We start from the raw sequence: 25833 nt of genomic DNA on the forward strand, positions 1-25833 counted from the left end.
CCTAACACGCCTCCGCCACGTCACCCTACTTCTTCGGCGCGTGCTTCTGGCCCGTGCGGATACGGCCCGAGCGCGAGACCTGTCTCGCCCCGCCGCGCGCGCCCTTCTGGATCGCCACCGAAGAGCCGGCCTTCTTGGAGGAGGACGCCTTCACCCCGCTGATGACGCGCGGCTTGGCGACGCGGGTCTTCTTCTGCTCCAGCGCCTTGCCGGGCAGACGGGACTCTTCCTCTTCCTTCTTGCGCACCTTGCGCGGCGCGGTCTTGGCGTCGCCCTTGTAGCGTTCGGGGCCGGACTTGGCGCCGCCCGCAGCATAGGGGTTCTCCGAGCCGCCCTTGACCGTCAGCCGGATCGGCACGCCGGGCAGGTCGAAGCTCTCGCGGATCGAATTGGTCAGATAGCGCAGATAGTGGTCCGGCAGATTGCCGCCCCGGCTGGCGAACAGCACGAAGGTCGGCGGCCGGGCCTTGGTCTGGGCCATGTATTTGGTCTTGATGCGCTTGCCGTCCACGGCGGGCGGCGGGTGCCTCTGGGTGGCCATGGACAGCCAGTCGTTGAGGTCCTTGGTCTTGACCTTGACCGACCAGGTCTCGTGCGCCTTGAGCACCGCCGGCATCAGCCGCTCGACCCCGCGTCCCGAATGGGCCGACAGGGCGACGAAGGGCGAGCCCTTCAGCTGGGGCAGCTTGTCGTCGGCCATCCGCTTCAGCTCGGCCATGCGCGCCTGCGGGTTCTCTTCGAGGTCCCACTTGGAGGCGACATAGACCAGGGCCCGGCCCTCGCGCTCGACCAGATCGGCCAGTTGCAGGTCCTGGACGTCGAAGGCGTTGTCCTTGTCCATGACCACCACCACGACCTCGGCGAAGGTGATGGCGCGGATGGTGTCGGCGACCGACAGCTTCTCCAGCTTCTCCTGCACCCGGGCCTTGCGGCGCATCCCGGCGGTGTCGACCAGACGGATGTTCTGGCCCTCGTATTCCCAGTCGACCGAGATCGAGTCGCGGGTGATCCCGGCCTCGGGCCCGGTCAGCAGGCGGTCCTCGCCGATCAGCCGGTTGATCAGGGTCGACTTGCCGGCGTTCGGACGGCCGATGATGGCGATGCGGATCGGCTTGTCCGGCTCGTCGATCTCTTCGATGAAGATGTCGGCGCTGGCGGTGACGAGGGCGGCGTACAGATCCGCCATCCCCTCCCCGTGCTCGGCCGAGATGGCCACCGGCTCGCCGAAACCCAGCGAATAGGCCTCGCCGACGCCCCCGCCGCTCTCGCGGCTCTCGGACTTGTTGGCCAGCAGAATCACCGGCTTGTCCTGACGCCGGAGACTTTCGGCGAAGATCTCGTCCAGTGAGGTCACGCCTTCGCGCGCGTCCATCATGAACAGGATGACGTCGGCGTCCTCGATGCCGGCCTCGGTCTGTTCCCGCATCCGCGATTCGAGGCTGTCGTCGGTGACGTCCTCATAGCCGGCGGTGTCGATCAGGGTCAGATCCATGTCCCCGATCGTGCCGTCGGCATAGCGACGGTCGCGGGTCACGCCCGGGCGATCGTCGACCAGCGCGAGGCGCTTTCCGACCAGCCTGTTGAACAGGGTCGATTTGCCCACGTTGGGGCGGCCGACGATGGCGACCTTCAATGCCATACTGGCCTTCTAACGTGTTTTGGGCGGGAGCGTCAGCGCCCCCGCCCGAATAGGTGAAACTAATGAACCCGTAAGGGTTCTAGCGGATGCAGACCAGCTGGCCCTTGTCGTTCAGGACGTAGAGCGCGCCGTTGTAGGCGGCCGGTGCGATATAGGCCGCGGCGCCCAGCTTGATCGAAGCGGTCTGCTCGCCCGTCTTGGGGTTGAAGGCCACGGCGTCGCCGTCGGAGTTGACCAGGATCAGGCGGTTGGAGGCCAGGATCGGGCCCGACCACTCCGGACGGACGGTGCGATCCCACCAGCCGAAGACCCCGCCTTCCTTGCGGACGCGACCGATATTCAGGTCCTTGGTCCAGTAGACGGCGCCCGTGTCGCGGTTGATCACGGTCAGTTCGCCCGCCTTGGAGACGACATAGACCACGTCGCCGGCCGGCAGGGGCGCATTGACGCCGGCGACCGGCAGGGTCCATTTCGGCTGACCCGACCGGATGTCCATGGACTGCATCACGCCCGAGTGGCTGACGGCGTACACGAAGCCGCGCGAGACGACCGGACGGCCGGCGATGTCGCGGATCTCGGACAGGGCGCTGGTGCGGCTGGTGCGCGACAGGACCTGATTCCAGACCGGCTGGCCGTTGGAGGCGCGCAGGGCGACCACTTCACCGGACGAGAACGGAGCGACGACAGTGTCGCCGACCACCGCCGGAGACGAGGCTCGCATGATGCGGGCCGGCTCGGTGATGCCGCGGTAGGACCATTCCTGCTGACCGTTGGCGGTATTGAAGGCGATGATCTGGTTGTCGATGTCGACGACATAGACGCGCGAGCCGGCGACGGTGGGCGCGCCGTGGATCGGGCTGTCGACCGTCACGGTCCAGGCCACGGCGCCGGTCGCGGCGTCCAGCGCCGACATGGTGCGATAGCCCGAGGCCACGAAGACCTTGCCGCCGCCGACGGCGACGCCGCCGCCGAAGCCGCCGGTCAGGGACGAACCGCCGCCCATCCGGATGTTGAAGCCCAGGATGCCTTCGCCGCGCTCATGGCCTTCCGGCTTCACGTCGTGCTTCCACAGGATCTCGCCCGAGGCTGCGTCCACGGCCGTCACGGTCGATTCGCCGTCCAGGACGAAGACCTTACCGCCGTCGGCGACGACCGGGGCCATGACCTGGCGGGTCTTGCCCGAACCGGCGCCGATGTCGCGCTTCCAGGCAACGGTGAAGTCCGCCGCCGCGATGACGTGTTCGACCGAATTCTCGGCGGTGCCGCCCGGCAGGGGCCAGGCGTTGGCGGCCTGGGGCCCCGGCAGGAAGAAGTCGCGGCCCGACAGGGCGGCCGACGGAGCCAGCTGCTGTTCGAACTCCAGCACCGAGACGCGCTGTCCGGCGGTGGCGACGGCGGTGTTCGCCTTCTTGCCGCCGAGGCCGAAGGGCAGCATCTCGCGCTGGGCGGCGCAGGAGGCGGCGGTCACGGCCAGACCGCCGATGAGGGCGATCTTCAGGGCGCGGGTCATGTGCGTCGTCTTCAAGGCGCGATCCGTCATTGTGCGGCGGCCGGAGCGGCCGCCTCGGGTTGGGCGCCCATGAGGGCCTGGGCGGAGGCCGGAGCCTGCGGCGGCAGGGCCTTCTGGGCCTTGATGATGTCGTTCACGTTCGTCGCGGCGCCGGTGTCGACGGCGTCGATGCACTGCTGGGCGATCTGGCGGACCGCGTCGGGCACGTCCTGACCGAGAGTTAGCTGGACGCACAGCACGCGGGCGTCGGCGGGCTTGCCGGCCTGCAGATTGGCCATGGCCAGGGCTTCCTGGGCGAACGGGCGCATCGGACGGCCTTCGGCGGCCAGCGGCGTCAGGCGCTTGATGGCGTCATCGGTCGTGCCGGTGTCCAAGATGATCAGGGCGGCCTTGTAGGCGGCGGTGTCTTTCAGGATCGGATCGCCGGAGGCCTTGGCGGCCTCGTCGAACAGTTCGACGGCCTGGGTCAGGTTGTTGGCCTGGACGGCCAGACCCGCGCGTTGCTGCAGGGCCAGGGCCTTATAGGCGCCGTTGCCTTCCTTCTCGGCTTCCAGGAAGGCCGCGCCGGCGCCGGCGACATTGCCCTGCTGCAGCGCTTCGAGACCGCGATCATAGGCTTGGGAAGCCTTGTCGGCCTTGGAGTTCTGCCACGAATCCCAGCCCCACCAGCCCAGCGCGCCGATCAGGGCCAGCAGCAGGACGCCGCCGACGATCGGCCCGAAGGTCAGGAAAAGGCGCTTGTATCGATCGGAGCGAAGCTCCTCCTCGACCTGCTCGAAGACATCAACCACGGAAACGTCGCCCCAAAAGCTATTCGGCAAAACCGCGCGGACCCTAGTGGGTCAACGTCGCTCCCGCAACGCGTCTCAACAGAAGCGCGTTATTGCGAAGCCGGCTTTTTCGAGAAGTAGGTCTCGACTTCGGCAGGAAAACGGCGGGCTTTGACGTCAGAGGCGTAACTTGCGGCCGCGCGGTCGATTTCCGAACGCAGATCGGCGTATTTCCGCACGAACTTCGGCGTCCAGTCGAACATGCCGAGCATGTCGTTGGTCACCAGGATCTGGCCGTCGCACGCCGAAGAGGCGCCGATTCCCACCGTGGGCTTGTCGATGATCTCGGTGATCTCACGCGCGACGCCTTCGGCCGTGCCTTCAATGACGATGGCGAAGGCGCCCGCGTCGGCCGTGGCCTCGGCCTCGGCGATGACCCGCAGACGTTCGTCGTCGGTCTTGCCCTTGGCCTTGAAGGCGCCCTCGGTCAGCACGGCCTGGGGCCGCAGGCCGACGTGGCCCATGACCGGAATGCCGCGCTGGACCAGATAGGCGATGGTTTCGGGCACCGTGGGTCCGCTTTCCAGCTTCACCCCTTGCGCCCCGGTCTCCTTCATCATCCGCGCGCAGTTCTCGTAGGCGATCTCCTTGCCGCCTTCGTAGGAGCCGAACGGCATGTCGACCACGACCATGGCCTTCTTCGAGCCGCGCATGACCGCCTGGCCGTGCAGGATCATCATCTCCATGGTCACGCCGACAGTGTTGGGCAGGCCGTGGACCACCATACCGACGCTGTCGCCGACCAGCAGCAGGTCGCAGTGTTCGTCCAGAAGCGCCGCGGTCGGGGCGTCATAGGCGGTCAGGCAGACGATCGGCTCGCCGCCCTTCCGCTTCATGATGTCCGGCGCGGCGAGACGGCGGACCGTTTCCTGCTTCTGGCTCGACATGGGGTTACGCTTCCTGGGACAGTTTCATCACACCGGCGGCGGCCAGCGCGATCAGCGCTCCCGTCGCGATCCAGAATAGCTGCATTCCGCTCATCGACCCAAGCGACACATTCGCGAGGCCGACCTGGTCCAGCAGCGACTGGACGGCGTTCTGGGTCCCGGCGCTGGCGGCCTGCAGCCCCTGCCCCAGCGCCCGGCCGGCGACCGGCGCCTGGTCCGAGCCGAAGCTGACATTGACGTGCAAGGCCTGGTTGACGGCCACGGCGCCGCCGGCCAGTCCTGCGAGCGTCAGGGCCAGGGTCCGGACGCGCGAGCTCGAAGCCAGTTTGGCCTCCACATCCGCGACGAACAGGGGCGCATCGGCCATCTGCGGCGTGCGGGCGAACAGGCGCTCGATCTCGGGATCGAACTCATCAACCGACATGCGAAGCCCTCCCTGAGAGTGGCGGTTCCGGCCGAAGCCGGGCGCGGAGTTTATCCAGACCACGTTTGACATGAGACTTCACCGTACCAAGCGGCAGATTCATGGCGGCCGCGATTTCCGGGTGGGACATTCCCGCCCCGTGACAGAGAGAAACGCAGAGCCGCTCGGTCTCGTTCAGCGACTTGAGCGCCTCGTCGAGGTCGACCAGTCCGGGCGTATCGATCGTCGGGGCGATCTCTTCTGTCTCGATTTCAGAGACATAGCGGGCGTCCTTTGACTTCCGCTTCAGATAGAGCCGCGCGGCGATCCGCTTGACCCAGGCGGCGAAGGTGCCCTCGCCCCGGAACTCGGAGCACCGCTGGAAAGCGGTCAGAAAGGCGTCCTGGGCCACGTCGTCGGCCTCTGCGGCCTGAGCTCCCATGCGACGCAGCAGGGCCCGGACGGCAGAGCCGTGCCGACGCACCAGCTCGCCGAACTCCCGCCGCCCGCCCGCCGCCGCGAGGGCGGCGAGCTCCACGTCATGGAAGTCCATCAGGGACTTGGTCATTACAGTTTCCCCCTGTCGTGACCGGCTCTCAGTCCTTGTTCTTGTTGAAGAAGCTCAGGACCAGGAAGGCCAGACCGACGGTCGTCGGGATGCAGGCGATGCCCAGCAGGCCATTGCCGATGTGCTCGGGGCCGTCCCAGCCGTCGTGGCTCCAGCCCAGTTCGCCGACCAGACCGAAGGCGGCGATGCCGATGCCGACGGCCAGCCAGATGATGCCCCGGCGAATGTCGCGGGTGCGCGACGGGACGTTCTTGGTGGCCTCGCGGCCCATGGCCTCGATGACTTCCGGCGGCAGGGGCTGGCCCTTGTCGATGGCGGCGCGGACCGTGGCCTGCAACTCGCGGCGCTCGCGGCTCTTGAAGTAGCCGGGCCCCAGGATGATGGCGGTGATGGCCGCGAAGATCGTGAAGACGATCAGGATGGGTGTCATGTCCATGGTGTTACCCTGTTTCAAACTGTCGACCGGAGCCTGATGTCCCGGCCTTCTGATAACAAGAGGCGCCCGGCACGCCGTATGGATGCGGCGGATGAGGTGAAACTTTCGTAAGGCGGGCGACGGGCCTAAACCGGCTGCCTCGAAGGAGGACCGCATGATGGACCGTCGCAGCCTGCTGGCCGGTATGAGCGCCCTGCCCCTCGCCTCGCTGGCCGCCGCCTGCGTGACGACTCAAACGGGCGGCGAGGATACGACGCTGACGTTGGCGACCTTCAACATCTGGCACAACCAGGGCGACTGGCCCGCCCGGTTGCCGCTGATCATCGAGGCGCTGAGGGCGCAGGACGCCGATGTCATCGCGCTTGAAGAGGTGCTCCAGGACGCCGCCGTCGGCTTGCCCAACCAGGCCCGGACCATCGCCGAGGCCCTCGGCCATCAATGGGTCTTCCACTCGGTCGACGACGAGACCAAACCGCGCCGCTATGGCAACGCCGTCCTGACCCGCCTTCCGATCGTGGCCAGCGACTGGAAGAAGCTGGAGCCGCTCGACGACTACCGCACCGCCGTGCGGCTGCGGGTGATGAAGGGCCGCACCCCGATCGACGTCGTCGTCTCCCATCTGGCCTGGCAGGATGACGCCGGTCCGGTCCGGGCGCGCCAGATCGCCGACCTACTGGACTGGCTGCCGCACGACGGGACGCCTCTGGTGGTGATGGGCGATTTCAATGCGGCGCAGGAAGACAGCGGCCTCGCCGTCCTGACAGGCCCAGACTACTTCAGCGCCCTGCCGCGCGGTTCGGTCGCGACCACCCTCAATCCGGCCAAGGGCCACCCGAACCGGGTCATCGACCACATCTTCGCCCGCGCCGACGCCTTCGCTCCGGTCGGCGCCCGGATTTTCGCTACCGAACCGGTCGGCGGCGAATACGCCTCGGACCATTTCGGCGTCTCCGCGACCGTCCGTCTGAAATAGGCGTCACGCCCGTCGGCGATTGTCCAGGGTGCGGATCAGCCAGACCGCCGTCGCGCCCGTCACTCCCGCGACTACCAAAGCCGGCAGCAGATCCGGCGTCGCCGCCCCCGCCTGGTCCAGCATCCGCGCCGCCTCGGGCCACAGGGGCTGCAGCCCCCACAGGCCCGCCGCCGCCGCCGCGGCCAGAGGGATCATGGCCACGATCCGCGCCCAGAAGCGCCGCGTGGCGATGCGCTGGACCATCCGGGCCTCGAAGGCGAAGTCCCGCGCCGGGGGCGTCTCGACCGCGAACAGGGCGGCCATCTTCTGTTCAGGCGTCATCGGATCCTCCGAGCGCTTTCAGCAGTTTCGCCCGTCCGCGTAGAACATGCGACTTCACCGTGCCCAAGGGCAAGCCCAAAGCCTCCGCCGCCTCGGCGTTGGAAAAGCCGTCGGCCAGACACAGGGCCACACAGGCCCGCACATCGGGCGCCAGTTCGCCCATGGCTGCAGCCATGGCCATCCGGTCGGTGTGCGACACCCCGGCGGGGGTCTCCAGCGCGTCCAGCCAGTCGCGGTCTCGCCGCGCGCCGCGTTGCGCGCTCCTGATCCGGTCCTGGGCCCGACGCCAGGCGATGCCCAGCAGCCAGGAGCGCACCCCGTCCGGGTCCTTCAGCGACCGCATGGATCGCCAAGCGGCCAGAAAGGTCTCCTGCGCCACATCGTCGGCCTCGCCCCAGCCGCCACCCAGCGTCCGGCGCAGGAAGGCGCGCACAACGGCCTGATGCCGCTGGACCAGCCGCCCGAAGGCCGCGTCCGACCCGGCGCGGGCGGCCCGCGCCAGATCGCCGTCGGTTGCGCCCGTCATGACGCTGCTCATCCCCCTGCCCCGTTCCGGTCAGGATCAGAGCCTCGGCCGCCGGAACAGCAGGGCGTTGATCAGGGACCACACCGCCACCGCCGCCATGACCATGGCCACGATGACAAAGGCCCCGCTGTGCCCATCGATGCCCATGAAGGCGCCGATACCGAAACCCGCCGACAGGATCACGAACAGACCGACCAGCGACCAGTAGTGGGCCGGCGACTGTTCCCGCCGCCGATCCGACCGCTCGTCGCCGTCCAGCTCGAGCGGCGCATCGAGTTGCCGAAGCAGGCTCTCCGGAGGCTCCATCCCCTTGTCCGCATAGCTGCGGATCAGGTCCATCATCGCCTTCTGCTGGCGGAACTTCAGCCAGCTCTGGAAGGCCGCATAAATCATCCCGCCGACCGGAAAGATCAGCCACCAGAACGAAAAGAAGAACTGTTGCATCGTCCCATTCCCATCGCGCCGGGCCCATCGCCCGCGCTTTCAAAGGGTAGTCGGCGCCGGATGCGGCATTGGATGCAGCCCGGCGACAGTCGGCTCGAATTTATCATCGAACACCGCTCTGAACCTCGACAACCGTCCGCTTACGGTCAAGGCTGATCGCCTGAAACGCCGCGGTGGCGCGGCCTTGAGGGAGGAATGCGATGCTTCTGCCCCAGCTTTCGGCCCTGGGCTGGTTCCACACCCTGGGCAGCCTGCCCGCCGTCCCGCTCGCCCTCTATATGCTGATCCGCCACGGCCGGGTGACGCCCGAGGCGACGACCGGCAAGGCCTGGCTGGTGTTCATGTTCATCGGGGCGATCTCGGGCGTGCTGGTGATCAAGGACGCGCCGGGCGTGGCCATCTCCATCCTCAGCCTCGGCTCCCTGACGGTGGGCTCCACGGTGCACAAGGCGACCTTCCTGGGTCGCCATCGCGACTGGATCCAGACCGTGGCGCTCAGCACGGCCGTCTTCACCCTGTTCCTGCCCAGCGTCACCGAGACCCTGACCCGCCTGCCCGCCGGCCATCCCATCGCGGCCAATCCGCAGGCGCCGCTGGTTGTCGCCTTCCAGCTCAGCCTCGTCGTCGTCCTGATCGTGGGGGTGACACTACAGTTGATGTTCCTCAAGCGGCCGACACCGGCTACGGTTACCGCCTGAGATCAGCTGAAGGAGCCTCCATGTCCCAGATCGTCTACAAGATCGTCGAGCACGACGGCGGCTGGGCCTACAAGCTGGGCGACACCTTCTCCGAAACCTATCCCGACCACGACAGCGCTCGCGCCGGCGCCGTGCGCGCCTCGCGTGAGCAGCGGTCCCCCGACGAGACCGCCTTCATCGAATATGAGACCAAGTCCGGCCAGTGGATCACCGAACGCGCCGACGGCCACGACCGTCCCGAGACCAGCGTCGAGGGCTAGACCCTAGCCGAGGGCGGCCGCGTAGACGTCCGGCTTGAAGCCGACGATGCGCCGGTCGCCCAGGTCCAGCACCGGCCGTTTGATCATCGACGGCTGGGCCAGCATCAGATCGATCGCCTTGTCGGCGTTCAGGTCGGCGCGATCCGCGTCCGGCAGCTTCCTGAACGTCGTCCCGGCGCGATTGAGCACCGTCTCCCAGCCGTGCTCGGCGACCCACCGTTCCAGCGAGGCCCGGTCGATCCCGGCCTTCTTGTAGTCGTGGAACTCGAACGCCACGCCGTTCGCCCCCAACCAGTCCCGCGCCTTCTTGACGGTGTCGCAGTTGGGAATTCCGTACATGGTCGCGGTCATCTGAGGCTCTCCTGAAGGCCGGACGCCTTTAGGGGAGGTCGCGCCGGGACGCCAGATGGCGCCGCCGCCTTGCATTTAACCAATCGGTTATCTACAGTGCCTTCAACGATAAGGAGGACGCCCCATGCCCGCCGTCAGTTTTTCCCGGAACAAGATCACCCCCTTCCTCTGGTTCGACGGCAAGGCCGAGGAGGCCGCGCGCTTCTATGCCGGCCTGTTCGAGGATTCGAAGATCATCAGCGCCAGTCCGATGATGTGCGAGTTCCAGCTGGCGGGTCAGAGCTTCCTCGCCCTGAACGGCGGCCCGCGCTTTCCCTTCACCGAGGCCGTGTCGCTCTATGTTTCGTGCGAGGACCAGGCCGAGGTCGACCGGCTGTGGGACGCCCTGACCGCCGACGGCGGCGCCGAGAGCCAGTGCGGCTGGCTGAAGGACAAATACGGCCTGTCCTGGCAGATCATCCCCGAGGCCCTGCCCCGCTACATGCAGGATCCCGACCGGTCCAAGGCCGAGCGCGTCATGCAGGCCATGCTGCAGATGCGCAGGATCATCGTCGCCGACCTCGACGCCGCCGCCGCCGCCCCCAGCTAGCCCTTCAGCGGCCAGCGTCCGATGTGTTCATGCACCCCCTGCCCCAGCAGGCTGCGCACCAGCACCAGCTCCCGCACCGTCCAGGAGATCGGCGCGATCGGGTCGGGTTCGATCATCGGGTCGTCGTAGAGAAGAGTCACATGCGGAGTGAAGGCGCCCGCCGTCTTCACGCCCTGCCCGGCCAGGGCCAGCCCCAGCGCCGCGCGATAGGCCTGCAGATCGGCCAAGCCGTCGTCGCCGCCCTTCAGGATGAAGGGCCGGTTCTTCGGCCGCCCCGCAAAGCTGGTCGCGTGGTCGAAGGTCACTTCGAACGGCTCAGCCTTCAGCCCCTCGGCGGCGGCGGTCGCCTTGCGCACCAGATCGTTCGGCAGACCCGGAAAGTCGCCGAGGTGGAACAGGGTCACATGCAGACGATCCACGGCGTGCACCCGGCTCTTCATCCCGTGCTTGCGGCGCAGGTCCTCGCCCAGGGCCGCGATCCGCGCCGCCGTATCGGCGTCGGGGAACAGGCCGAAGAACAGCCGGTCCGTCAGGGCCTTCGGCGCCTCGGCCTCTCCGAACAGGTCGGCGGTGTGGGACATGGATTCTCCGGGATCAGGCGCGATCCTGCCCGTCCTCCCGGCCGATGTCGATCAGGGCCGCCAGGCTGCGCCGTGTCAGGGCGACCGCTTCGGGTCCCACGGCAGCCAGCAGTTGGGCGTCGATGGCCTCGCGCGCTTCAGTCTGGACCGCCGCCGCCGCCCGGCCGCGTTCGGTCAGGCCCACGGTCAGCTTGCGCCGGTCGTTCGGGTCCATGGTCCGTTCCAGATAGCCGCGCAGCACCAGCGCATCGACCAGCTGTCCCGCCGCCTGTTTCGAGATCTTCAGTTCACGGATCAACTGCCCCAGAGGCACATCCCCCGCCCCCAGCGCCAGCCCGCCGATGACGTAGAGTCCGTTGCCGGGAATGTCGTCATAGCCCGCCTCATTGAGCCCCCGGCGCATGGCCTCGCCATAGGTGTTGCGGGCGTGGCGCAGCAGGGCCGGGATAGCGATCCGGTCGTACCAGGGGGTTTCAGTGGTGTCGGTCATGGGCGCGCTCACGGCGTTGGGGATGAGCCCCCATGCGCCACGACCGATTTACTGTCAATCTAATTGACTATCTATTTTCTGGACAGTCAAAATTCGAGCGACTGGCTCTCAACATGAGCCCACCACGCGTCGCGATCGGCGAAGTCCCCGCCCCCGTCCCAGCAGGCGCCGACATAGTAGGTGAAGGGCCGTCCCGGCTGGACCTCGATCAGGATCAGATAGTTGTCGAAATCGTCGACGAAGCCGACCACCGCCTTCGGATCGACCAGCACCGAGATCCCGATCGAGCCCGGCGCGGCCTCGGGACCCCAGACATCCAGACGCCCCTTCGCCTTGTCGCGGCGGATGTTGTTCGCCCGGGTCGCGGGCCGGCGCCGCGCGATGCCTATCCCGACCGTCAGGGGCTCCGGCGTATCCGAGGTCAGGGTCGAGGTGATGCGGTTGAAGTTCGATCCCATCGGTAGTTCGACGCGCCGCGTCTCCGACACCTTGCGGATCACATCGACCGGCCAAGCGGCATAGTCGACCTCAAACCGCGCCGCGTCGCCGCCCGTATCGAGGATCCGGTAGGTCGCGAAATTGCGCGAGGTCCACAGCTTGTCAGCGTACCAGACGCCAAGGCCGCCGCAGCCGCGACTGCCCCCGACCTCGTAGAAGTCCAGACCCTCGCCGTGATCGACGTGGTAGCTGCCGCTGGCCATCTGGCGCTGCATGAAGGGCCAGCGCGTCTTCTTGCCCCAGACGTCGACGCCCGATCCCGACGGCGGCTCCTGCGCCTGCAGGGCCGGGCCATAGATGCGGTGGGCGATGCGGTCGTTCTCCCACCACAGGTCGTCGAACCGCTCGGGCGCGAAATGCACCACGGCGCGCGGCGTCGGGTCCTCGGGCGGAGGCAGGGGGGCGGCGGCCTCATGCGGGGTCTGGGCCAGCGCCGGGGTCGTGGCGGCGCCCGCCAACGTCCCGGCCAGAACGGCGCGCCGGTTCAGCTCTACCAATTGAACATCGTCCCGTCCTGAAGCCGGTTCACCGGCAGATAGGCCCGGCTGTAGGGATGGCGCGCGGCCAGGGCCTCGTCCAGATCGACGCCGAGGCCAGGCGCATCGCCGGGATGCAGCATTCCGTCCTCGAAGCCGTAGTTGTGCGGGAAGACGGCGTCCGTCTCCGGCGTGTGGCGCATATATTCCTGAATGCCGAAGTTCGGCGTCGACAGGCCGAAATGCAGGGCCGCGGCCATCGACACCGGCGACAGGTCCGTTGCCCCGTGGCAGCCGGTCTTCACATGATAGAGGTCGGCCAGGGCCGCGATCCGGCGCAGATGGGTCAGGCCGCCGGCATGGACGACCGTCGCCCGGATGAAGTCGATCAGCCCCTCTTCGATCAGGGTCTTGCAGTCCCAGATGGAGGAGAAGATCTCGCCCACGGCCAGCGGCGTCGTGGTGTGCTGGCGGATGGTGCGGAAGCCCGCCTGGTGCTCGGCGGTCACCGCGTCCTCCAGCCAGAAGGGCCGGTAGGGCTCCAGATCCTTGCCCAGCCGCCCGGCCTCGATCGGCGTCAGGCGGTGGTGGACGTCGTGCAGCAGCTCGATATCCCAGCCCAGCTCGGCCCGCGCCGCCTTGAACAACTGCGGAACCATCCGCAGATAGCGCGGCGTCGACCATTCGTTCTCGGTCGGCAGGGCGGCGTCGGCGGGCTCATAGAACATCTTGTCGCGCGACACGCCGTAGGTGCTCTTCAGCCCCGGCACGCCCGACTGCAGCCGGATGGCGCGATAGCCCAGATCGCGATAGCGGACCGCCTCCTGCACCGTCTCCTCGATCGTCGCCCCATTGGCGTGGCCATAGACGGTGACCCCGTCGCGGCAGGCGCCGCCCAGCAGCTGGTACAGCGGCAGGCCCGCGATCTTGGCCTTGATGTCCCACAGGGCGACGTCGACGGCGGCGATGGCGGTCATCCCGACCGGCCCGCCGCGCCAATAGGCGCCGCGATAAAGGTACTGCCACATGTCCTCGATCCGGTGCGCGTCCTTGCCGATCAGCAGCGGGCAGACGTGTTCGGTCAGATAGGCGGCGACTGCCAGCTCGCGCCCGTTCAGGGTCGCATCGCCCAAGCCCCAGGTCCCCTCGGCCGTGGTGATCTTCAGCGTGACGAAATTCCGGCCCGGCGAGGTGATCACCACCTTCGCATCGACGATCGGCGAGGCCATTCGGGCGGGAGAGACCCCGGGTGCTGCGGCGAGGGAGCGTTCGGTCATGTCAGTCACATCATACGCGAGTTTGGGAGGAAACATGTCAGCTCAGTCGGCGGACTGGCCTGACCCTTCGCGGCGTCGTAGAAGAATGCGGCATGACCACATCCACCGCCGACACCCGCAAACTTTACCAGCAGGTCGCCACCTCGGTCGCTGCGGGCATCGCCGCGGGCCAGTATCTGGTGGGCACACGCCTGCCGTCTGAACGCGATCTGGCCGAGGAGTTCGGCGTCAGCCGTCCGACGGTCCGCGAGGCGATGATCGCGCTGGAAATCCGGGGTCTGGTCGAGGCGCGTCCGGGCTCGGGCATCTATGTCACCGAGGCGGCGCCGACGAACGGCGGCCCGGCGCCGGAGCTGGACATCGGCGCCTTCGAACTGACCGAGGCGCGCCGCCTGTTCGAGGGCGAGGCCTGCGCCCTGGCCGCCGGTGTCATCACCGACGCCGAACTGGCCGAGCTTGAAGTCATCCTCAAGGACATGGTCGGCGAGAACACCCTGGCGACGGCCATAGGCGAGCACGCGGACCGCCGCTTCCACGCCACCATCGCCCGGGCGACACGCAACGCGGCCATCGTCATGGTGGTCGAGAACCTGTGGGACCTGCGCTACCGCTCGCCGCTGTGCGCCGCCATGCTGGGCCGGGCCCGTCAGGTCGGCGTCCGCCCCCTGATCGAGGATCATCGTGAAATCCTGGACGCCCTGATCGCGCGCGATCCGGCCGCGGCCCGCAGCGCCATGCGCGCCCACCTCGGCCGGGTCATCGACGGCCTGCTGACCGCCACCGAACTGGACGCCCTGGAGCGCACCCGCTCCGACGTCGAGGCCCGGCGTCAGGACATCGCGCGCCGCACCGCCATCTGAGGTCGCCTCATGGCGCATAGGGCGGCACACGCAGGTTCAGGTCGAGATCGGCGTCGCGCTCGCGATAGAGGGCCGCCTTCGCCGCCAGCGCCGGATCGCTCCACGCCCAGGCCCCGCGCTGCAGGACCTCGTAGAGGCCCGAGGTCTCGGTCTTGTCGAGCTCGGGGTAAGGCCACTCCGCCTCCCTCCCCGCCCAGCCCGCGACGAAGTTGGTCGCCGCCCGCAGCGACCGGCCGTCTTCAGTGTGGAAGTTCCAGAGATCGACGCCCACGCACTGGCCCAGCTGGGCGATGTCGAAGGCCGCCGTCAGGGTCCAGGTCGAGTAATGCAGCGACCGGGTCCGGGCCAGCTCCTGCGGCAGGCTGCCGTCCGCCGCGATCTGGGGCGTCAGACGCTGGGCGCCGACCCGGCCGATGACCGTCTTCGCCACATCGTCCATCCCCGCATAGAGGGCGAACTCCGAGATCAGCATGTCGTAATAGACGCCGTGGTTGTTGGTCGCCGCCTTCTCGGCCCGGCCGATCGGGCTGGTCGCCATCCAGTGGACGAGATCGGCGAACCAGTCGCGCAGGCCCGCCCGCTCGGCGTCGGTCAGGCTGGACGACGTATCCAGCAGCCCCAGCCCCTCGACCACGCGGACCAGCCGATAGGCGTCGATCACCCCTTCGGCCCGGCCCGACACCAGCCCCGGCACGGCCTGGCCGTGGTTGAGGTTGGGGTTCATCTTCGTCTCCGGCGCCAGGAACCAGACCCGAAGCAGTTCAGCGGCCTTGGCGGCATACCGCTCATCGTCCGTGAAGTAGTACGCCAGCGACAGGGCCTGAACGTCGCCGCTCATCGCCTCCAGATCGGTGAGGTCGAAGGCATTGGTGTCCCGCTCGGGGTTCATGTGGCCGTCGCGGCGCATATAGGGCCGGCCGCCCGGCTTGGACGGATCGGGCCACCAATAGGGGCCCATGCTCATATAGTCGTGCTTGTCCCCACTGGCCGGGAGCTGGGTCTTGTCGACGACGGTATAGGGGCCGCGCGTCAGGGCGGCGTCGGCGCGGGCCAGAATGGCCGCGCGGGCGGGCTGCAGGGTCGGGTCGGTCGGGAGGCGCGCCTTGACCGACGTCAGCCAGTCCGGCCGCCACAGGAAGGTGCGACGACCGCCGAAGGCCTCCGCATAGCCGCTGGAGCCTTCACAGACCGGAGCCGCTGACGGTGTCTGGGCGGCGACCGGCTGGGCGGCCAGAAGGACGCCGGCCGCCAGGGTGGAAAGAAGGAAACGCATCGGGGACAGGTCCGGAAAATCGAACCCGCGACGGCCGCGAAGCCGTCGCGGGTCAGGGGGATCAATAGCGGAAGCGGACGCCGAAATAGTACTGCGGGTTGCTCTCACTGACCTCGGTGATCGCGTCCTCGCCGGGCTTGTACATGATGTCCCGTTCGTTGGTGACGTTCAGCGCCTGGGCCTTCAGCTGGATATTCGGGGTCAGGTCGTACTGGGCCGACAGGTTCAGATAGCCCGAGCCGCGGACGCTGCGGTTGGTCGAGGAGTTCGGCTTGGAATAGTCCGAGCGGTAGCGATACGAGGCCCGCAGCGACAGGCCAGCGCCTTCCCAGAAGACCGAGCCCGTGAAGTTGTGCTTCGACAGGCCGCGCAGATTGGCCGGGTCGACATAGGGGGCGACGGTCGAGGGATCGGGGAATTCGAAGTCCGCCTCGGCGTAGTTGTAGCCCGCCGTCGCGCCCAGCCCCGACCACATCCCCGGCAGGAAGCTGAAGACATAGTTGCCGGTCACCTCGAAGCCGTACAGGTGGCGCGTCTCGGGGTCGTTGGCCGGTGCCACGGCGTTGAAGGTCACCTCCGACCCGTTGGCGATGATCGAGGTGGTGTAGGGCTGGACCGCGTCGAAGGCGGCATTCTTGATCCACTTGTAGTAGGTGGCGAACGAGAAGACCGCGTCACGGCTCGGATACCATTCGAACGAGGTGTCCAGGTTCCAGCTTTCCAGCGGCTTCAGGTTCGGATTGCCGGTCGTGGAGTTGGCCAGGACGCCCTGGACCGTGGTCGCATTGGCGTCGACCACCGGGGTGATGCCGACGTTGAACTCCTCGATGCCGACCCGGGCGATGGCCTTGGACGCGCCGAAGCGCAGCCGGGTCTGGTCGTTCAGGTCGAAGTTCAGGTTCAGGCTGGGCAGGAGATAGTCGTATTCGCCCGAACCGGAGACCTCCGACAGCGTGCCCGGAACGGTCACCAGAGTCGCGGCCGAGCCGCCGGTCGACGGCGTCACCGTCACCGCCGAGCGATAGCCCCGCGAGTCGATCGTGGTGTGGACATAGCGCAGGCCGGCGTTGCCGCTGAACGGGATGCCCCTCAGCTCCGAGCCGAAGGTGGTCATCAGATAGACGGCGCTGATCGTCTCGGTGACGTCCGTGTCTTCCGGACCGCGCGAGTCGGTCAGCAGCGGGTTGCTGTCGCGGCCCGTGTAGGCGTTGAACAGGCAGGAGTTGTCGAACTGGGCCCACGAATGGATGTTGGTATTCGACTGGCTCATGAAGTCGGTTGAGCCGAACGGCACGCGACAGTTGGCGTTGGCCTGGGCCACGATCTGGGCCGCTGTCAGGCCGTCGCGGGCGATCGGGATGGCGACGTCGACGTTGTTGTTGGCGTCGGTCTTGCGCTGGTGTTCCGACACACGGGCGCCGGCCGCGAGGGATTTGAAGAAGCCGTCGCCCAGATCATAGACGCCGTCGATCCGCGCCGCGGCGATCTCGTCGTGACGATCCGTGACCAGACGATAGCGGGCGTAGTTGGTGTTGGACGCCGGAACCGCCGTGATGAAGTTGGCCGGGTCGTTGATGTCGAAGCCGATGAAGTTGACCGTCGGCACGACGTCGTCAAGGCCGCTCAGCTCATAGGCCACGCGGCGCGAGGAGCGCATGTTGGTGGCCTTCTGCAGCTCCGTCCGCACCGATTGCGAATAGGACAGGTCGGTCGTGACCGTGAGCCGCTCGCCGCTGTACTTGGCCGCGAAACCGCCGCCGATATACTCCTCCTCGCGCAGCCGGTCTTCCAGCTGGATCTCGATATTGGAGTTGCCGCGGTAGGCCATCAGGGCGCCGGGGCTGTAGCCCAGCCCGCCGGTTTGACCGCCGATGGCGATCGGCTGGATGCCACGCGCCGCCTCGGTGATGGCCAGAATATTGCGGTTTTCGAGGCTGCTGCGGTTCGAGTACTGGGCGTCCAGGGCGAAGTCCAGACGATCGTTCGGCCGCCACTGCAGGGCGCCGATCAGGCCGTCGCGGATCTCGCTGGTCGTCTTCTGCTGGAAGGCGCGCGAGGTGGTGGCGAAATAGAGCGGAACCTCGGTCGTGCCCGCCTGGTTGGCGGCGCTCAACGTGTTCCGCATGGCGCAGTTGAAGCTCGTGCCCGCCGCCGTCTGGGCCGCCGCCGTACCCGTGATCAGGTTCGGGTTCACCGCCGCCGTGTTGCAGGGAATGAAGGCGGAGTTGGTGGTGTAATAGTCCTCGGGCGCGGCCTGGTCCTGGTGCTGGTAACCGAGGCTCACCCCGATGTCGCCGATGCTGGTGTCGCGCCAGCGGTTGGTCACCGAGATATTGGCCCGGTAGCCGAAGCCGTCCCGGCCGGGCACCGCGGCCTCCTTCTCCTGATAGACGCCGCGATATTCGGCCTGGATACGCGGACGGGCGTCCAGCGGACGAATCGAGCGCAGGTCGATCACGCCGGCGATGCCGCCCTCGGGGAAGTCGGCCTGCTGGGTCTTGTAGACCAGGACGCCGTTCACGAGCTCGGACGGGAACTGCTGGAAGGCCACCGAACGGTCCGGACCGGCGGTCGAGACCTCGCGGCCGTTGAAGGTCGAGAAGCTGAGGGTCGGCCCCAGGCCCCGCACCGACAGCTCGTTGGCGTTGCCCTTGAACCGGTCGGCGGTGACGCCCGTGATCCGCTCCAGCGTATCGCCGACGGAGTTGTCGGGCTGGGAGCCGATCTCGTCGTTGACGATGGCGTCGACGATGGTGGCCGAGTCGCGCTTGACCGCGATGGAGCTGCGCTGGGTCGCGCGGATGCCGGTCACCACGACGTCGTCAACCTGGGCGCCGTCATCGGGCGCGGTCTGCTGCGGCGTTTGGTCGGCTGCCGGAGCGGGCGCCGTCTGCGCGAGAACCGGAACCGCGAACAGCGTCGCGGCCGAGGCGAGCAGCATCGCCCCCGTAATGATCCTGGACTTGGCGGTCATGGTGTATTTCCCCTGCCTGATGTTTCCTCGCGCCCGTGAACCGGGCGACGTTATGCGAACAGGCTAGACCGGAAGTGACACCGGTGACAAGATTGGTCAGACCAAAAATATAAACCGGGCTAGCCAAATGGCCCGGAAAGGGAGTGGACGATGCGGAACAAGGCTTGGGGCGCGGCGGTGCTGGCGATGTCGGGCATGCTGTTGGCGACAGGCGCCTGCGCGGGCGCAACAGGGGATTCAGCGAAGGCCGTTCAATCGGCCGTGACGAGCCGCGACGCCGCGGTTCTGGCCCAGGCGCGACGGGTCGCCGACTGGCAGCTGGCCCATATGGACGCCTTCGACTACGTCGGCACTTTCCACGACCAGACGGCCGATCCCATCGACTGGATCCAGGCGACTTTCTGGGCGGGACTGGCCGACTTCGCCGATGCGACTGGCGATGCGACCTATGCCACGGCTATCGAGGATCATGGCGAGGCGGCGCACTGGGGCTTCGGAACGCGCCCGCGCCACGCCGACGCCGACGCTATCGGCCACAGCTGGATCTGGGCCGCCGGACGGGTGCAGGATGCAGCCAGAGAGGCGCGTCTGGCCCCGATCCGCGCCCGCTTCGACGCCGTCCTCGCCTCTCCCAGCGACGCGGCCATGACCTTCGACGAGGGCCGCGGCGAACGGCCCTGTCAGGTCCGCTGGTGCTGGAGCGACGCCATCTTCATGGCCCCGCCGGTCTGGACCGAACTGTCTGAAATCACCGGGGATCCGAAGTACCGCCGCCACTCCGAGCGCGAACTGAACGCCACGATCGAGGCCCTCTACGACCGCGACGACCACCTCTTCTATCGGGACAGCCGTTTCATCGGAAAGCCGAACGCGGCGGGCCACAAGGTGTTCTGGAGCCGGGGCAACGGCTGGTCCTACGCCGGCCTCGCCAAGGTGCTGCAGTCCCTGCCCGCCGACGATCCGGCCCGCGCCGGCTACGAGAGGATCTTCCGCCAGATGTCCGAACGGCTGATCGGCCTCCAGGGCGCCGAGGGCTATTGGCCGGTCTCCCTGCTGGACGCCGGCGGTCCGCCCGAGACCAGCGGCACGGCCTTCTTCGTCTATGGCCTGGCCTGGGGCGTGAACGCCGGGGTGCTGGATCGAGCGACCTACAGCCCCGCCGTGGCGAACGGCTGGGCCGCTTTGTCGCGCGCCGTCCAGCCCGATGGCCGCCTCGGCTGGGTGCAACAGGTGGGCTACGCCCCCGACCATGTCACGCCCACCGACACCCAGCTTTACGGGTCCGGCGCCTTCCTGATGGCGGCGTCGGAGGTATCGCGCCGGACCGCTTGGTAGGCCGATTGACAAATTGGCCTGACCAATTCAGCCTGATCAGGTTCCTTCCCAGGAGCAGTTCTCTGGCGGGGGCGGCCGTGGCCGTTCCCGCCCTTTTCCTCTCAAATGCAGGGACTGGCCGATGCCGCGCAGCCTCCTTCTCGCCACGGCCGCTCTCTGCCTGCTGAGCGGCGCCGCCTGCGCGACCACGCCTGAAACCTCCCCCGCTGAGGCCTCGCGCGGCCCGATCTACCGCGACGTCGCCCCTATGAACCGCACGGTCGAGACCCGCATCACGCCCCAGGTCGAGGCCCTGCTGGAACAGCTTCGCGCCGACGGCCGCGACTACCGGCTGGACGGGGTCGCCGTCTTTGAGGCCCACGACAAATTCCTGCCCGGCAAGATCGCCATCGCCATGGCCCATGTGCTGAGCCAGACGCCGCGCACCGATCCGAACTTCCCGGAATATCTGTCCAGCTTCCGCCGCCTGGCCGATCTGACGGTCGACGATCCCAACGACAGCTGGGGGATCTACTACTATGTCTCCGCCCTGCATGAACTTCAGGTCGCCGGCCTGCTGGATCAGGCGGTCAGCCCCGGGACCCTGGCGAAGCTGCGCGTCCAGCTCGACTGGCGCCGGTTCGTGCGGACGTCCGACCTGACCCTGATCGACCTGCCCAACAACTACTTCGGGGTCGCCTTCTCGATCGCCCGGCTGCGCTATCTGCTGGGCTGGGAAGACGCGAGCGCCAGCGAGGCCCTGCTGGCGAAGACGCTGGATCACTTCCGCGAATACTCCGGCCAGTATGGTTTTGCGGACGAGACCAACGGCGACGGCCGCTTCGACCGCTACAGCGTGCTGCTGATCGGCGAGATCGCCCAGCGCTTCATCGAAACCGGGGTCGCCCCGCCGCCCGAGGTCAAGACCTGGTTGCGGTCCTCCGTCGATCTGATGCTGCCGCGCCTCAACCTTCGCGGCGAGGGCTTCGAATACGGCCGCAGCATCGGGACCTATGGCGAGACGGCCTTCCTCGAGGTCCTGACCGCCGCCGCCTCGCTCGACGTCCTGAGCGATCAGGAGAAGGCCATGGCCTATGCCTTCTCCTCGCGCGTCGCCGCCCGCTACGCCGACTTCTGGCTGGATCCGGCGACCGGCTCGGTCAATCTGTGGGACCACGGGCGCAAGACCGACGCCTATCGCGGCAAGCACCGGATCCTGGGGGAGAACCTCAGCCTGGCGCACCAGCTGCTCTACACCAACGCCATCTGGAACCGGCTCGGCTATCATGACGCCGCGCCCGATCCGGGCTTCGAGGCCTGGCTGTCCACCCTGCCCCGCAGCCAGACCAACTGGTTCGCGAAGGGTGAGTACGACCGGCTGCTGATCACCTACAGGGACGGCTCGCGTGTCATCGGACTGCCGCTGATCAACGGCGGCGACGGCCAGCACATGAACACCCCCTACTTCCCCATCCCCTTCTCGCCGGGCGTTCTGGCCGGGGCGGCGGACGAGACGTATCCGCAGCTTCTGCCGCGCCTGACCCTGTCCGACGGATCGGTGCTGCAGCCTCTGGCCTTCTTTACCCATGCCGAGGTCACAACGGACGGCGACCGCACCATCGTCACGTACAGCCAGTCGAAGCTGGACCGGATGGGACAGCCCGCCCCGGTCGCCGACGACCGCGTCAGCGTCTCGACCCGCTATGTGCTGGAGCCCGGCCGCGTCACCCGCACCGACCATATCGAGCCCGGCGCAGGCGTGACGATCGCGAAGATCGACCTGACCTTCGCCAGCTTTGGCGAGGCGACCGTCGCGACCGGCGGCGCCCGCTACAGCGACGGAGAGATCGAGCGGTTCGCGGTCGAAGGCCTGACCTGCAGCGCCGGAACGCTGGACCCACGCGTCCACAGGACGCCCGTGGGCGCCCTGCGGTCTGTCGTGGAGTGTCGAACCACCCAGGCGACTGGACCGATCGACCTGTCCTGGAGCCTCAGCTTCCGGGACGCCTCGACCGGCCGCTGAGCGCTATTTCCGAACCTCGACCGCCAGGGTGTAGTCGCCGGTCTCGCCCTGGGCGAAACTGCGGGCGCGGATGATGTAGGTCCCGGCCGTCTCGACCGTCCATTCGACCTTGGCGTGGGTGTCGGACAGGCTGTCGTCATCGCTGACGACGCTCTCCCATGTTCCGTCGTTCATCTTGCCGATGTCGAGGTAGGCGTCGAAGTCGTTGGAGACGAGGGTCACGTCCAGCTTGTCACCCTCGGCCACCGTGATCGCATAGGCGTCGAAGAAGGCGCCGTCGTCGGCGATGCCGGCGTTGTCGTTCAGCGCGCCGCGGGCGGTGTGGCCGACCAGGATGCTGCCCGGCTCGGGCTGCGGCCCCTTGTCGGTCAGTTCGATCGAGAACAGCCCCTTGGCGTCCGAGCCCAGCGGCGAGGCGCGGATCACATACTCGCCCGTCTCCGGCAGGATGTAGTTCAGCCGCGAGTCCGTCCCCTCGCCCAGACCGTCGTCGTCGCTGCTCAAGGCCTCGAAGTCGTCGCCCGGCTTGCCGATCTGGAGGTAGGTGTCGAAGTCGCCCGACCGCATCACGATCTGGACCCGGTTCCCGGCCGTGCCCTGGAAGCTGTAGTCCGCATAGCCGCGCTCGTCGTCGTCGCGGGCGCCGTCCTCTGTGATCTCGCCCTGGACAGTCTCGCCGAACGGCAGCGGGATGGCCGCCGGAGGCGGCGCCGCCTCGGCCAGTTTCAGCGTATAGGCGCCCAGCAGCGTATCGCCGATCGCCCGCACCTGCAGCGTATAGGTGCCGCCGTCCTTCAGTGTGGCGGTCAGACGCGAGTTGTTTTCGTCGCCGCTGTCGTCGTCCTGATCGATGCTCTCCCCGTTGGCGTTGAACAGCTCCAGGACGGTGTCGAACGTCTCCGAGATCAGGTCAGCCTGGATCCGCTGGCCGGCCGTGGCGGTGAAGCTATAGGCGTCGGCGCGCTGGCCGGCGTCGTTCAGCCCGTCGCTTTCGGTCAGCTCGCCCTCTTTCGTTTCGCCGATGGCGATGGGCGGGGCGTCCAGCCGCGGTGGGCCTTCCTCCAGAGAAATCGTGTAGTCGCCGCTGGCGTCCTCCCCCAGCGGCGTGGCCCGGATGATGAACTCGCCGGAGCTCGGAGCGGTGAACACCAGATAGGAGTCCAGACCGCCGGTCGCGGCGTCGTCGTTCTGGGCGATCTCGACGAAGCTGCCGCCGACCATCCGGCCAACGTGAACCACCGGGTCCAGCGCCTCCGTATCGGCCGACTTCATCGCGATGGCGAAGCGTTGGCCCGTACGGGCGCGGAAGGCATAGGCGTCGTATCGCAGGCCGTCGTCGTTCTCGGGATCGCTGGCGGCGATGCTGCCCGAAACCGTCTGGCCCACACGAAGTCCCGTGGGACGCGGCGCGCGCGGCGCCGGCGGCCGTTGGGTCAGCGACAGGCTGTAGGCGCCGCCTTCCAGTCCGGACAGGGTCCGGGCGCGCAGGGTGTAGGCGCCGTTGCCGGGCGCCACGAACCGCAGGCGCGAGTTGGTGCCGTCGGCCAGACCGTCGTCATCCTCGCCCAGCGGCCCGGTATCCGCCTCTTCCTCGCCGGCCTTGAAGACCTCCAGATAGGTGTCGAAGGCGTCAGAACGCATGATCGCTTCCAGCCGCTGTCCGGCACGCGCCGTAAACCGGTAGTCCTCGAACCGGTACTGACTGTCGTCAGAGCCGAGGGTCGCGTCCGCGTCATCCAGGGTCCCACTGACGTTGGCCCCGACCTGCAGCGGAGTCTGCGCCATGGCCTGACCGCCGAGAAGGCTCGCGCCGACCCCGAGGGCCAGGGCGCTTACGGTGGCGGTGATCACGGAACGGCGCATGGATTCCCCCAAGTTGTGTCGGCGGTACATAGACGCCGAACCGCCTCCACTGTAAATCGCCCGCATCTGAACGAAACCTGACGGAAGCTGCTTTCATGGCGGAAAACGACGCGCGCGCCCGGATCATCGACGGCAAGGCCTTCGCCGCCGGTCTGGTGGAGCGCGTGACCGCCGCCTCCGCCGCCCTTAAGGCGGACCACGGGGTCACTCCCGGCCTGGCCGTCGTCATCGTCGGCGAGGATCCCGCGAGCCAGATCTACGTCCGCAACAAGGGCGAGCGCACCCGCGAGGCCGGAATGCGCTCCGACACCCACCGTCTGCCCGATACCACCACCCAGGCCGAACTGCTGGCCCTGATCGCCGACCTGAACGCTGACAAGGGCATTCACGGCATCCTCGTCCAGTTGCCTCTTCCCGCCGGCATCGACAGCACCGTGGTGCTGGACGCCATCGACCCGGACAAGGACGTCGACGGCTTCCACGTGGTCAACGCCGGACGCCTGGCCGTCGGCCTGCCCGGCATGGTCCCTTGCACGCCCCTGGGCTCGGTCATGCTGCTAAAGGATGCGCTGGGCGACCTCTCGGGCCTCAACGCCGTCATCGTCGGCCGCTCCAACATCGTCGGCAAGCCGATGGCCCAGCTGCTGCTGGCCCAGAACTGCACCGTCACCATCGCCCATTCGCGCAGCCGCGACCTGCCCGCCATCTGCCGCGAGGCCGACATCCTGGTCGCCGCCGTCGGCCGGCCCGAGATGATCAAGGGCGACTGGATCAAGCCTGGCGCGACCATCATCGACGTCGGCATCAATCGCGTTCCGTCCGCCGATCCGGTCAAGGCCGCCGAGGGCAAGACCCGGGTTGTGGGCGACGTCGCCTTCGCCGAGGCCGCGGCCGTCGCTGGCGCGATCACTCCCGTTCCCGGCGGCGTGGGTCCGATGACCATCGCCTGCCTGCTGGCCAACACCTATGTCGCGGCCTGTCGTGCAAATAGCGTTACGCCGGTATCTCTTGACGCTTGAAGCGTAACGCCTGACCGCTAATAGTCCGACTCGCCCGCCAGAAGAGCGGACCGGTCGAGGATACACGCTATGGTTCGCTTCCCCGTTCGTAACGCGGCGATTGCGGTCGCTCTTCTGCCCGCCGTGGCGGGCTGCGGCTACAACACCATTCCGACCAAGCAGGAACGGGCCGAGGCGGCCTGGGCCGACGTCCAGAGCCAGTATCAGCGCCGCGCCGACCTGATCCCCAACCTCGTCGCCACGGTCCAGGGCGCGGCCATCGCCGAACGCACCACCCTGACCGAGGTCATCGACGCCCGGGCCAAGGCCACCTCGGTCCAGATCTCGCCCGAGACCCTCAGCGACCCGGCGGCCTTCCAGACCTATCAGGCGGCCCAGGGCCAGCTGACCGGCGCCCTTTCGCGGCTGCTGGCCACCGTCGAGGCCTATCCGAACATCCAGTCGAACCAGAATTTCGTCCAGCTCCAGTCCCAACTGGAGGGCACCGAGAACCGCATCACCATCTCGCGCCGCGACTACAACGAGGCGGTGCGGGACTATAACACCTCGCTGCGCACCTTCCCGACCGTGATCTGGGCCAAGACCTTCCAGTCGGGCTCAAAACCGATGCAGCTGTTCACCGCCTCAGCCGAGGCGCAGAACGCCCCGACCGTCACCTTCAACGTGGGCCCGACCGCTCCGGCCGCGCGCCCGGGGGGGAACGCCCCCGCCGTCACCCCGGGTTCCGCGCCCGCGCAGTGAAAGCGCTCA

27 protein-coding genes are annotated in these 25833 nt (G+C 67.8%); 9 read left to right on the forward strand and 18 right to left on the reverse strand.

The window, feature by feature from the left end:
* Positions 1-25: 25 nt before the first annotated feature.
* The 7 genes from der to AC1ROD_RS10435 form a co-directional block, all read right to left on the reverse strand.
* Positions 26-1639, reverse strand: a complete 1614-nt coding sequence (gene der, locus AC1ROD_RS10405) for a ribosome biogenesis GTPase Der (protein WP_492948169.1) — start codon at positions 1637-1639, stop codon at positions 26-28.
* Positions 1640-1718: 79 nt separating this feature from the next.
* Positions 1719-3149, reverse strand: coding sequence for a PQQ-binding-like beta-propeller repeat protein (locus tag AC1ROD_RS10410; RefSeq protein WP_492948170.1), 1431 nt, complete (start codon positions 3147-3149; stop codon positions 1719-1721).
* A gap of 26 nt (positions 3150-3175) precedes the next feature.
* Complete coding sequence (locus AC1ROD_RS10415; protein ID WP_492948171.1) at positions 3176-3940, reverse strand: tetratricopeptide repeat protein; 765 nt, start codon at positions 3938-3940, stop codon at positions 3176-3178.
* An 89-nt stretch (positions 3941-4029) separates the two neighbouring features.
* Entirely contained in the window at positions 4030-4866 is an 837-nt protein-coding gene (panB, locus tag AC1ROD_RS10420) for a 3-methyl-2-oxobutanoate hydroxymethyltransferase (RefSeq protein ID WP_492948172.1), read from the reverse strand.
* A 4-nt stretch (positions 4867-4870) separates the two neighbouring features.
* A complete protein-coding gene (locus AC1ROD_RS10425) occupies positions 4871-5290 on the reverse strand; it encodes a hypothetical protein (protein WP_492948173.1) in 420 nt (139 codons plus the stop codon).
* Entirely contained in the window at positions 5280-5837 is a 558-nt protein-coding gene (locus tag AC1ROD_RS10430; RefSeq protein ID WP_492948174.1) for an RNA polymerase sigma factor, read from the reverse strand. Before AC1ROD_RS10430 ends, AC1ROD_RS10425 begins: the two co-directional genes overlap by 11 nt.
* 28 nt (positions 5838-5865) lie before the next feature.
* Entirely contained in the window at positions 5866-6273 is a 408-nt protein-coding gene (locus AC1ROD_RS10435) for a DUF6249 domain-containing protein (RefSeq protein ID WP_492948175.1), read from the reverse strand.
* 154 nt (positions 6274-6427) lie between these two features.
* On the opposite strand from AC1ROD_RS10435, the gene AC1ROD_RS10440 reads away from it, so the two are divergent.
* Positions 6428-7246 (forward strand): endonuclease/exonuclease/phosphatase family protein, encoded by an 819-nt coding sequence (locus tag AC1ROD_RS10440; protein ID WP_492948176.1) that lies wholly within the window; start codon positions 6428-6430, stop codon positions 7244-7246.
* A gap of 3 nt (positions 7247-7249) precedes the next feature.
* On the opposite strand, the gene AC1ROD_RS10445 is transcribed toward AC1ROD_RS10440, so the two are convergent.
* From AC1ROD_RS10445 to AC1ROD_RS10455, 3 genes are read right to left on the reverse strand one after another with little or no spacing between them, the layout of a single operon-like run.
* Positions 7250-7567, reverse strand: coding sequence for a hypothetical protein (locus AC1ROD_RS10445; RefSeq protein WP_492948177.1), 318 nt, complete (start codon positions 7565-7567; stop codon positions 7250-7252).
* Positions 7557-8093: an RNA polymerase sigma factor gene (locus tag AC1ROD_RS10450; protein ID WP_492948178.1), complete on the reverse strand. Its 537-nt coding sequence runs from the start codon at positions 8091-8093 to the stop codon at positions 7557-7559. The genes AC1ROD_RS10445 and AC1ROD_RS10450 overlap by 11 nt, the downstream gene beginning before the upstream one ends.
* A gap of 36 nt (positions 8094-8129) precedes the next feature.
* A complete protein-coding gene (locus AC1ROD_RS10455) occupies positions 8130-8537 on the reverse strand; it encodes a hypothetical protein (protein ID WP_492948179.1) in 408 nt (135 codons plus the stop codon).
* Positions 8538-8737: 200 nt separating this feature from the next.
* Between AC1ROD_RS10455 and AC1ROD_RS10460 the strand changes: the two genes are divergently transcribed.
* Entirely contained in the window at positions 8738-9235 is a 498-nt protein-coding gene (locus AC1ROD_RS10460) for a hypothetical protein (protein WP_492948180.1), read from the forward strand.
* A 20-nt stretch (positions 9236-9255) separates the two neighbouring features.
* Positions 9256-9495, forward strand: a complete 240-nt coding sequence (locus tag AC1ROD_RS10465; RefSeq protein ID WP_492948181.1) for a hypothetical protein — start codon at positions 9256-9258, stop codon at positions 9493-9495.
* 3 nt (positions 9496-9498) lie between these two features.
* On the opposite strand, the gene AC1ROD_RS10470 is transcribed toward AC1ROD_RS10465, so the two are convergent.
* Positions 9499-9846 (reverse strand): ArsC family reductase, encoded by a 348-nt coding sequence (locus AC1ROD_RS10470; protein WP_492948182.1) that lies wholly within the window; start codon positions 9844-9846, stop codon positions 9499-9501.
* 124 nt (positions 9847-9970) lie between these two features.
* Between AC1ROD_RS10470 and AC1ROD_RS10475 the strand changes: the two genes are divergently transcribed.
* Positions 9971-10435, forward strand: a complete 465-nt coding sequence (locus AC1ROD_RS10475) for a VOC family protein (RefSeq protein WP_492948183.1) — start codon at positions 9971-9973, stop codon at positions 10433-10435.
* On the opposite strand, the gene AC1ROD_RS10480 is transcribed toward AC1ROD_RS10475, so the two are convergent.
* The 4 genes from AC1ROD_RS10480 to manD all read right to left on the reverse strand — a co-directional run bounded on the left by AC1ROD_RS10480 (position 10432) and on the right by manD (position 13709).
* Positions 10432-11016, reverse strand: a complete 585-nt coding sequence (locus AC1ROD_RS10480; RefSeq protein ID WP_492948184.1) for a 2'-5' RNA ligase family protein — start codon at positions 11014-11016, stop codon at positions 10432-10434. The two genes, AC1ROD_RS10475 and AC1ROD_RS10480, sit on opposite strands and share 4 nt — an antisense overlap.
* Before the next feature lie 13 nt (positions 11017-11029).
* The gene (locus AC1ROD_RS10485; protein WP_492948185.1) at positions 11030-11506 is read right to left on the reverse strand and encodes a MarR family winged helix-turn-helix transcriptional regulator; all 477 of its coding nucleotides are present in this window, start codon (positions 11504-11506) and stop codon (positions 11030-11032) included.
* Between the two features lie 86 nt (positions 11507-11592).
* The gene (locus tag AC1ROD_RS10490) at positions 11593-12501 is read right to left on the reverse strand and encodes a DUF4861 family protein (RefSeq protein ID WP_492948186.1); all 909 of its coding nucleotides are present in this window, start codon (positions 12499-12501) and stop codon (positions 11593-11595) included.
* Complete coding sequence (manD, locus tag AC1ROD_RS10495) at positions 12495-13709, reverse strand: D-mannonate dehydratase ManD (protein WP_492948446.1); 1215 nt, start codon at positions 13707-13709, stop codon at positions 12495-12497. The genes AC1ROD_RS10490 and manD overlap by 7 nt, the downstream gene beginning before the upstream one ends.
* A gap of 140 nt (positions 13710-13849) precedes the next feature.
* Here manD and AC1ROD_RS10500 point away from each other — a divergent pair, with 140 nt between their 5' ends.
* Entirely contained in the window at positions 13850-14617 is a 768-nt protein-coding gene (locus AC1ROD_RS10500) for a FadR/GntR family transcriptional regulator (RefSeq protein ID WP_492948187.1), read from the forward strand.
* Between the two features lie 7 nt (positions 14618-14624).
* Here AC1ROD_RS10500 and AC1ROD_RS10505 read toward each other — a convergent pair whose 3' ends face one another.
* Positions 14625-15890: an alginate lyase family protein gene (locus AC1ROD_RS10505; RefSeq protein ID WP_492948188.1), complete on the reverse strand. Its 1266-nt coding sequence runs from the start codon at positions 15888-15890 to the stop codon at positions 14625-14627.
* Between the two features lie 61 nt (positions 15891-15951).
* On the reverse strand, positions 15952-18864 hold the full coding sequence (locus tag AC1ROD_RS10510; RefSeq protein ID WP_492948189.1) for a TonB-dependent receptor: 2913 nt from the start codon (positions 18862-18864) through the stop codon (positions 15952-15954).
* A 150-nt stretch (positions 18865-19014) separates the two neighbouring features.
* On the opposite strand from AC1ROD_RS10510, the gene AC1ROD_RS10515 reads away from it, so the two are divergent.
* Entirely contained in the window at positions 19015-20199 is a 1185-nt protein-coding gene (locus tag AC1ROD_RS10515; RefSeq protein ID WP_492948190.1) for a glycoside hydrolase family 88/105 protein, read from the forward strand.
* Between the two features lie 121 nt (positions 20200-20320).
* Positions 20321-22201, forward strand: a complete 1881-nt coding sequence (locus tag AC1ROD_RS10520) for a hypothetical protein (RefSeq protein ID WP_492948191.1) — start codon at positions 20321-20323, stop codon at positions 22199-22201.
* A gap of 3 nt (positions 22202-22204) precedes the next feature.
* Here the strand turns inward: AC1ROD_RS10520 and AC1ROD_RS10525 are convergent, their stop codons facing one another.
* On the reverse strand, positions 22205-24064 hold the full coding sequence (locus tag AC1ROD_RS10525) for a PPC domain-containing protein (RefSeq protein ID WP_492948192.1): 1860 nt from the start codon (positions 24062-24064) through the stop codon (positions 22205-22207).
* 95 nt (positions 24065-24159) lie between these two features.
* Here AC1ROD_RS10525 and folD point away from each other — a divergent pair, with 95 nt between their 5' ends.
* Entirely contained in the window at positions 24160-25083 is a 924-nt protein-coding gene (gene folD, locus AC1ROD_RS10530; protein ID WP_492948193.1) for a bifunctional methylenetetrahydrofolate dehydrogenase/methenyltetrahydrofolate cyclohydrolase FolD, read from the forward strand.
* A 69-nt stretch (positions 25084-25152) separates the two neighbouring features.
* Positions 25153-25824 (forward strand): LemA family protein, encoded by a 672-nt coding sequence (locus tag AC1ROD_RS10535; protein WP_492948194.1) that lies wholly within the window; start codon positions 25153-25155, stop codon positions 25822-25824.
* Positions 25825-25833: the final 9 nt, after the last annotated feature.

Source organism: Brevundimonas sp. GW821-FHT12E07, from assembly GCF_058807035.1.

Excerpts from the sequence above, each read along its gene's own strand:
- der (WP_492948169.1), bottom strand. The coding sequence starts at position 1,639 with ATGGCATTGAAGGTCGCCATCGTCGGCCGCCCCAACGTGGGCAAATCG.
- AC1ROD_RS10410 (WP_492948170.1), bottom strand. The coding sequence starts at position 3,149 with ATGACCCGCGCCCTGAAGATCGCCCTCATCGGCGGTCTGGCCGTGACC.
- panB (WP_492948172.1), bottom strand. The coding sequence starts at position 4,866 with ATGTCGAGCCAGAAGCAGGAAACGGTCCGCCGTCTCGCCGCGCCGGAC.
- AC1ROD_RS10425 (WP_492948173.1), bottom strand. The coding sequence starts at position 5,290 with ATGTCGGTTGATGAGTTCGATCCCGAGATCGAGCGCCTGTTCGCCCGC.
- AC1ROD_RS10430 (WP_492948174.1), bottom strand. The coding sequence starts at position 5,837 with ATGACCAAGTCCCTGATGGACTTCCATGACGTGGAGCTCGCCGCCCTC.
- AC1ROD_RS10435 (WP_492948175.1), bottom strand. The coding sequence starts at position 6,273 with ATGGACATGACACCCATCCTGATCGTCTTCACGATCTTCGCGGCCATC.
- AC1ROD_RS10440 (WP_492948176.1), top strand. The coding sequence starts at position 6,428 with ATGATGGACCGTCGCAGCCTGCTGGCCGGTATGAGCGCCCTGCCCCTC.
- AC1ROD_RS10445 (WP_492948177.1), bottom strand. The coding sequence starts at position 7,567 with ATGACGCCTGAACAGAAGATGGCCGCCCTGTTCGCGGTCGAGACGCCC.
- AC1ROD_RS10450 (WP_492948178.1), bottom strand. The coding sequence starts at position 8,093 with ATGACGGGCGCAACCGACGGCGATCTGGCGCGGGCCGCCCGCGCCGGG.
- AC1ROD_RS10455 (WP_492948179.1), bottom strand. The coding sequence starts at position 8,537 with ATGCAACAGTTCTTCTTTTCGTTCTGGTGGCTGATCTTTCCGGTCGGC.
- AC1ROD_RS10460 (WP_492948180.1), top strand. The coding sequence starts at position 8,738 with ATGCTTCTGCCCCAGCTTTCGGCCCTGGGCTGGTTCCACACCCTGGGC.
- AC1ROD_RS10465 (WP_492948181.1), top strand. The coding sequence starts at position 9,256 with ATGTCCCAGATCGTCTACAAGATCGTCGAGCACGACGGCGGCTGGGCC.
- AC1ROD_RS10470 (WP_492948182.1), bottom strand. The coding sequence starts at position 9,846 with ATGACCGCGACCATGTACGGAATTCCCAACTGCGACACCGTCAAGAAG.
- AC1ROD_RS10475 (WP_492948183.1), top strand. The coding sequence starts at position 9,971 with ATGCCCGCCGTCAGTTTTTCCCGGAACAAGATCACCCCCTTCCTCTGG.
- AC1ROD_RS10480 (WP_492948184.1), bottom strand. The coding sequence starts at position 11,016 with ATGTCCCACACCGCCGACCTGTTCGGAGAGGCCGAGGCGCCGAAGGCC.
- AC1ROD_RS10485 (WP_492948185.1), bottom strand. The coding sequence starts at position 11,506 with ATGACCGACACCACTGAAACCCCCTGGTACGACCGGATCGCTATCCCG.
- manD (WP_492948446.1), bottom strand. The coding sequence starts at position 13,709 with ATGGCCTCGCCGATCGTCGATGCGAAGGTGGTGATCACCTCGCCGGGC.
- AC1ROD_RS10500 (WP_492948187.1), top strand. The coding sequence starts at position 13,850 with ATGACCACATCCACCGCCGACACCCGCAAACTTTACCAGCAGGTCGCC.
- AC1ROD_RS10505 (WP_492948188.1), bottom strand. The coding sequence starts at position 15,890 with ATGCGTTTCCTTCTTTCCACCCTGGCGGCCGGCGTCCTTCTGGCCGCC.
- AC1ROD_RS10510 (WP_492948189.1), bottom strand. The coding sequence starts at position 18,864 with ATGACCGCCAAGTCCAGGATCATTACGGGGGCGATGCTGCTCGCCTCG.
- AC1ROD_RS10515 (WP_492948190.1), top strand. The coding sequence starts at position 19,015 with ATGCGGAACAAGGCTTGGGGCGCGGCGGTGCTGGCGATGTCGGGCATG.
- AC1ROD_RS10520 (WP_492948191.1), top strand. The coding sequence starts at position 20,321 with ATGCCGCGCAGCCTCCTTCTCGCCACGGCCGCTCTCTGCCTGCTGAGC.
- AC1ROD_RS10525 (WP_492948192.1), bottom strand. The coding sequence starts at position 24,064 with ATGCGCCGTTCCGTGATCACCGCCACCGTAAGCGCCCTGGCCCTCGGG.
- folD (WP_492948193.1), top strand. The coding sequence starts at position 24,160 with ATGGCGGAAAACGACGCGCGCGCCCGGATCATCGACGGCAAGGCCTTC.
- AC1ROD_RS10535 (WP_492948194.1), top strand. The coding sequence starts at position 25,153 with ATGGTTCGCTTCCCCGTTCGTAACGCGGCGATTGCGGTCGCTCTTCTG.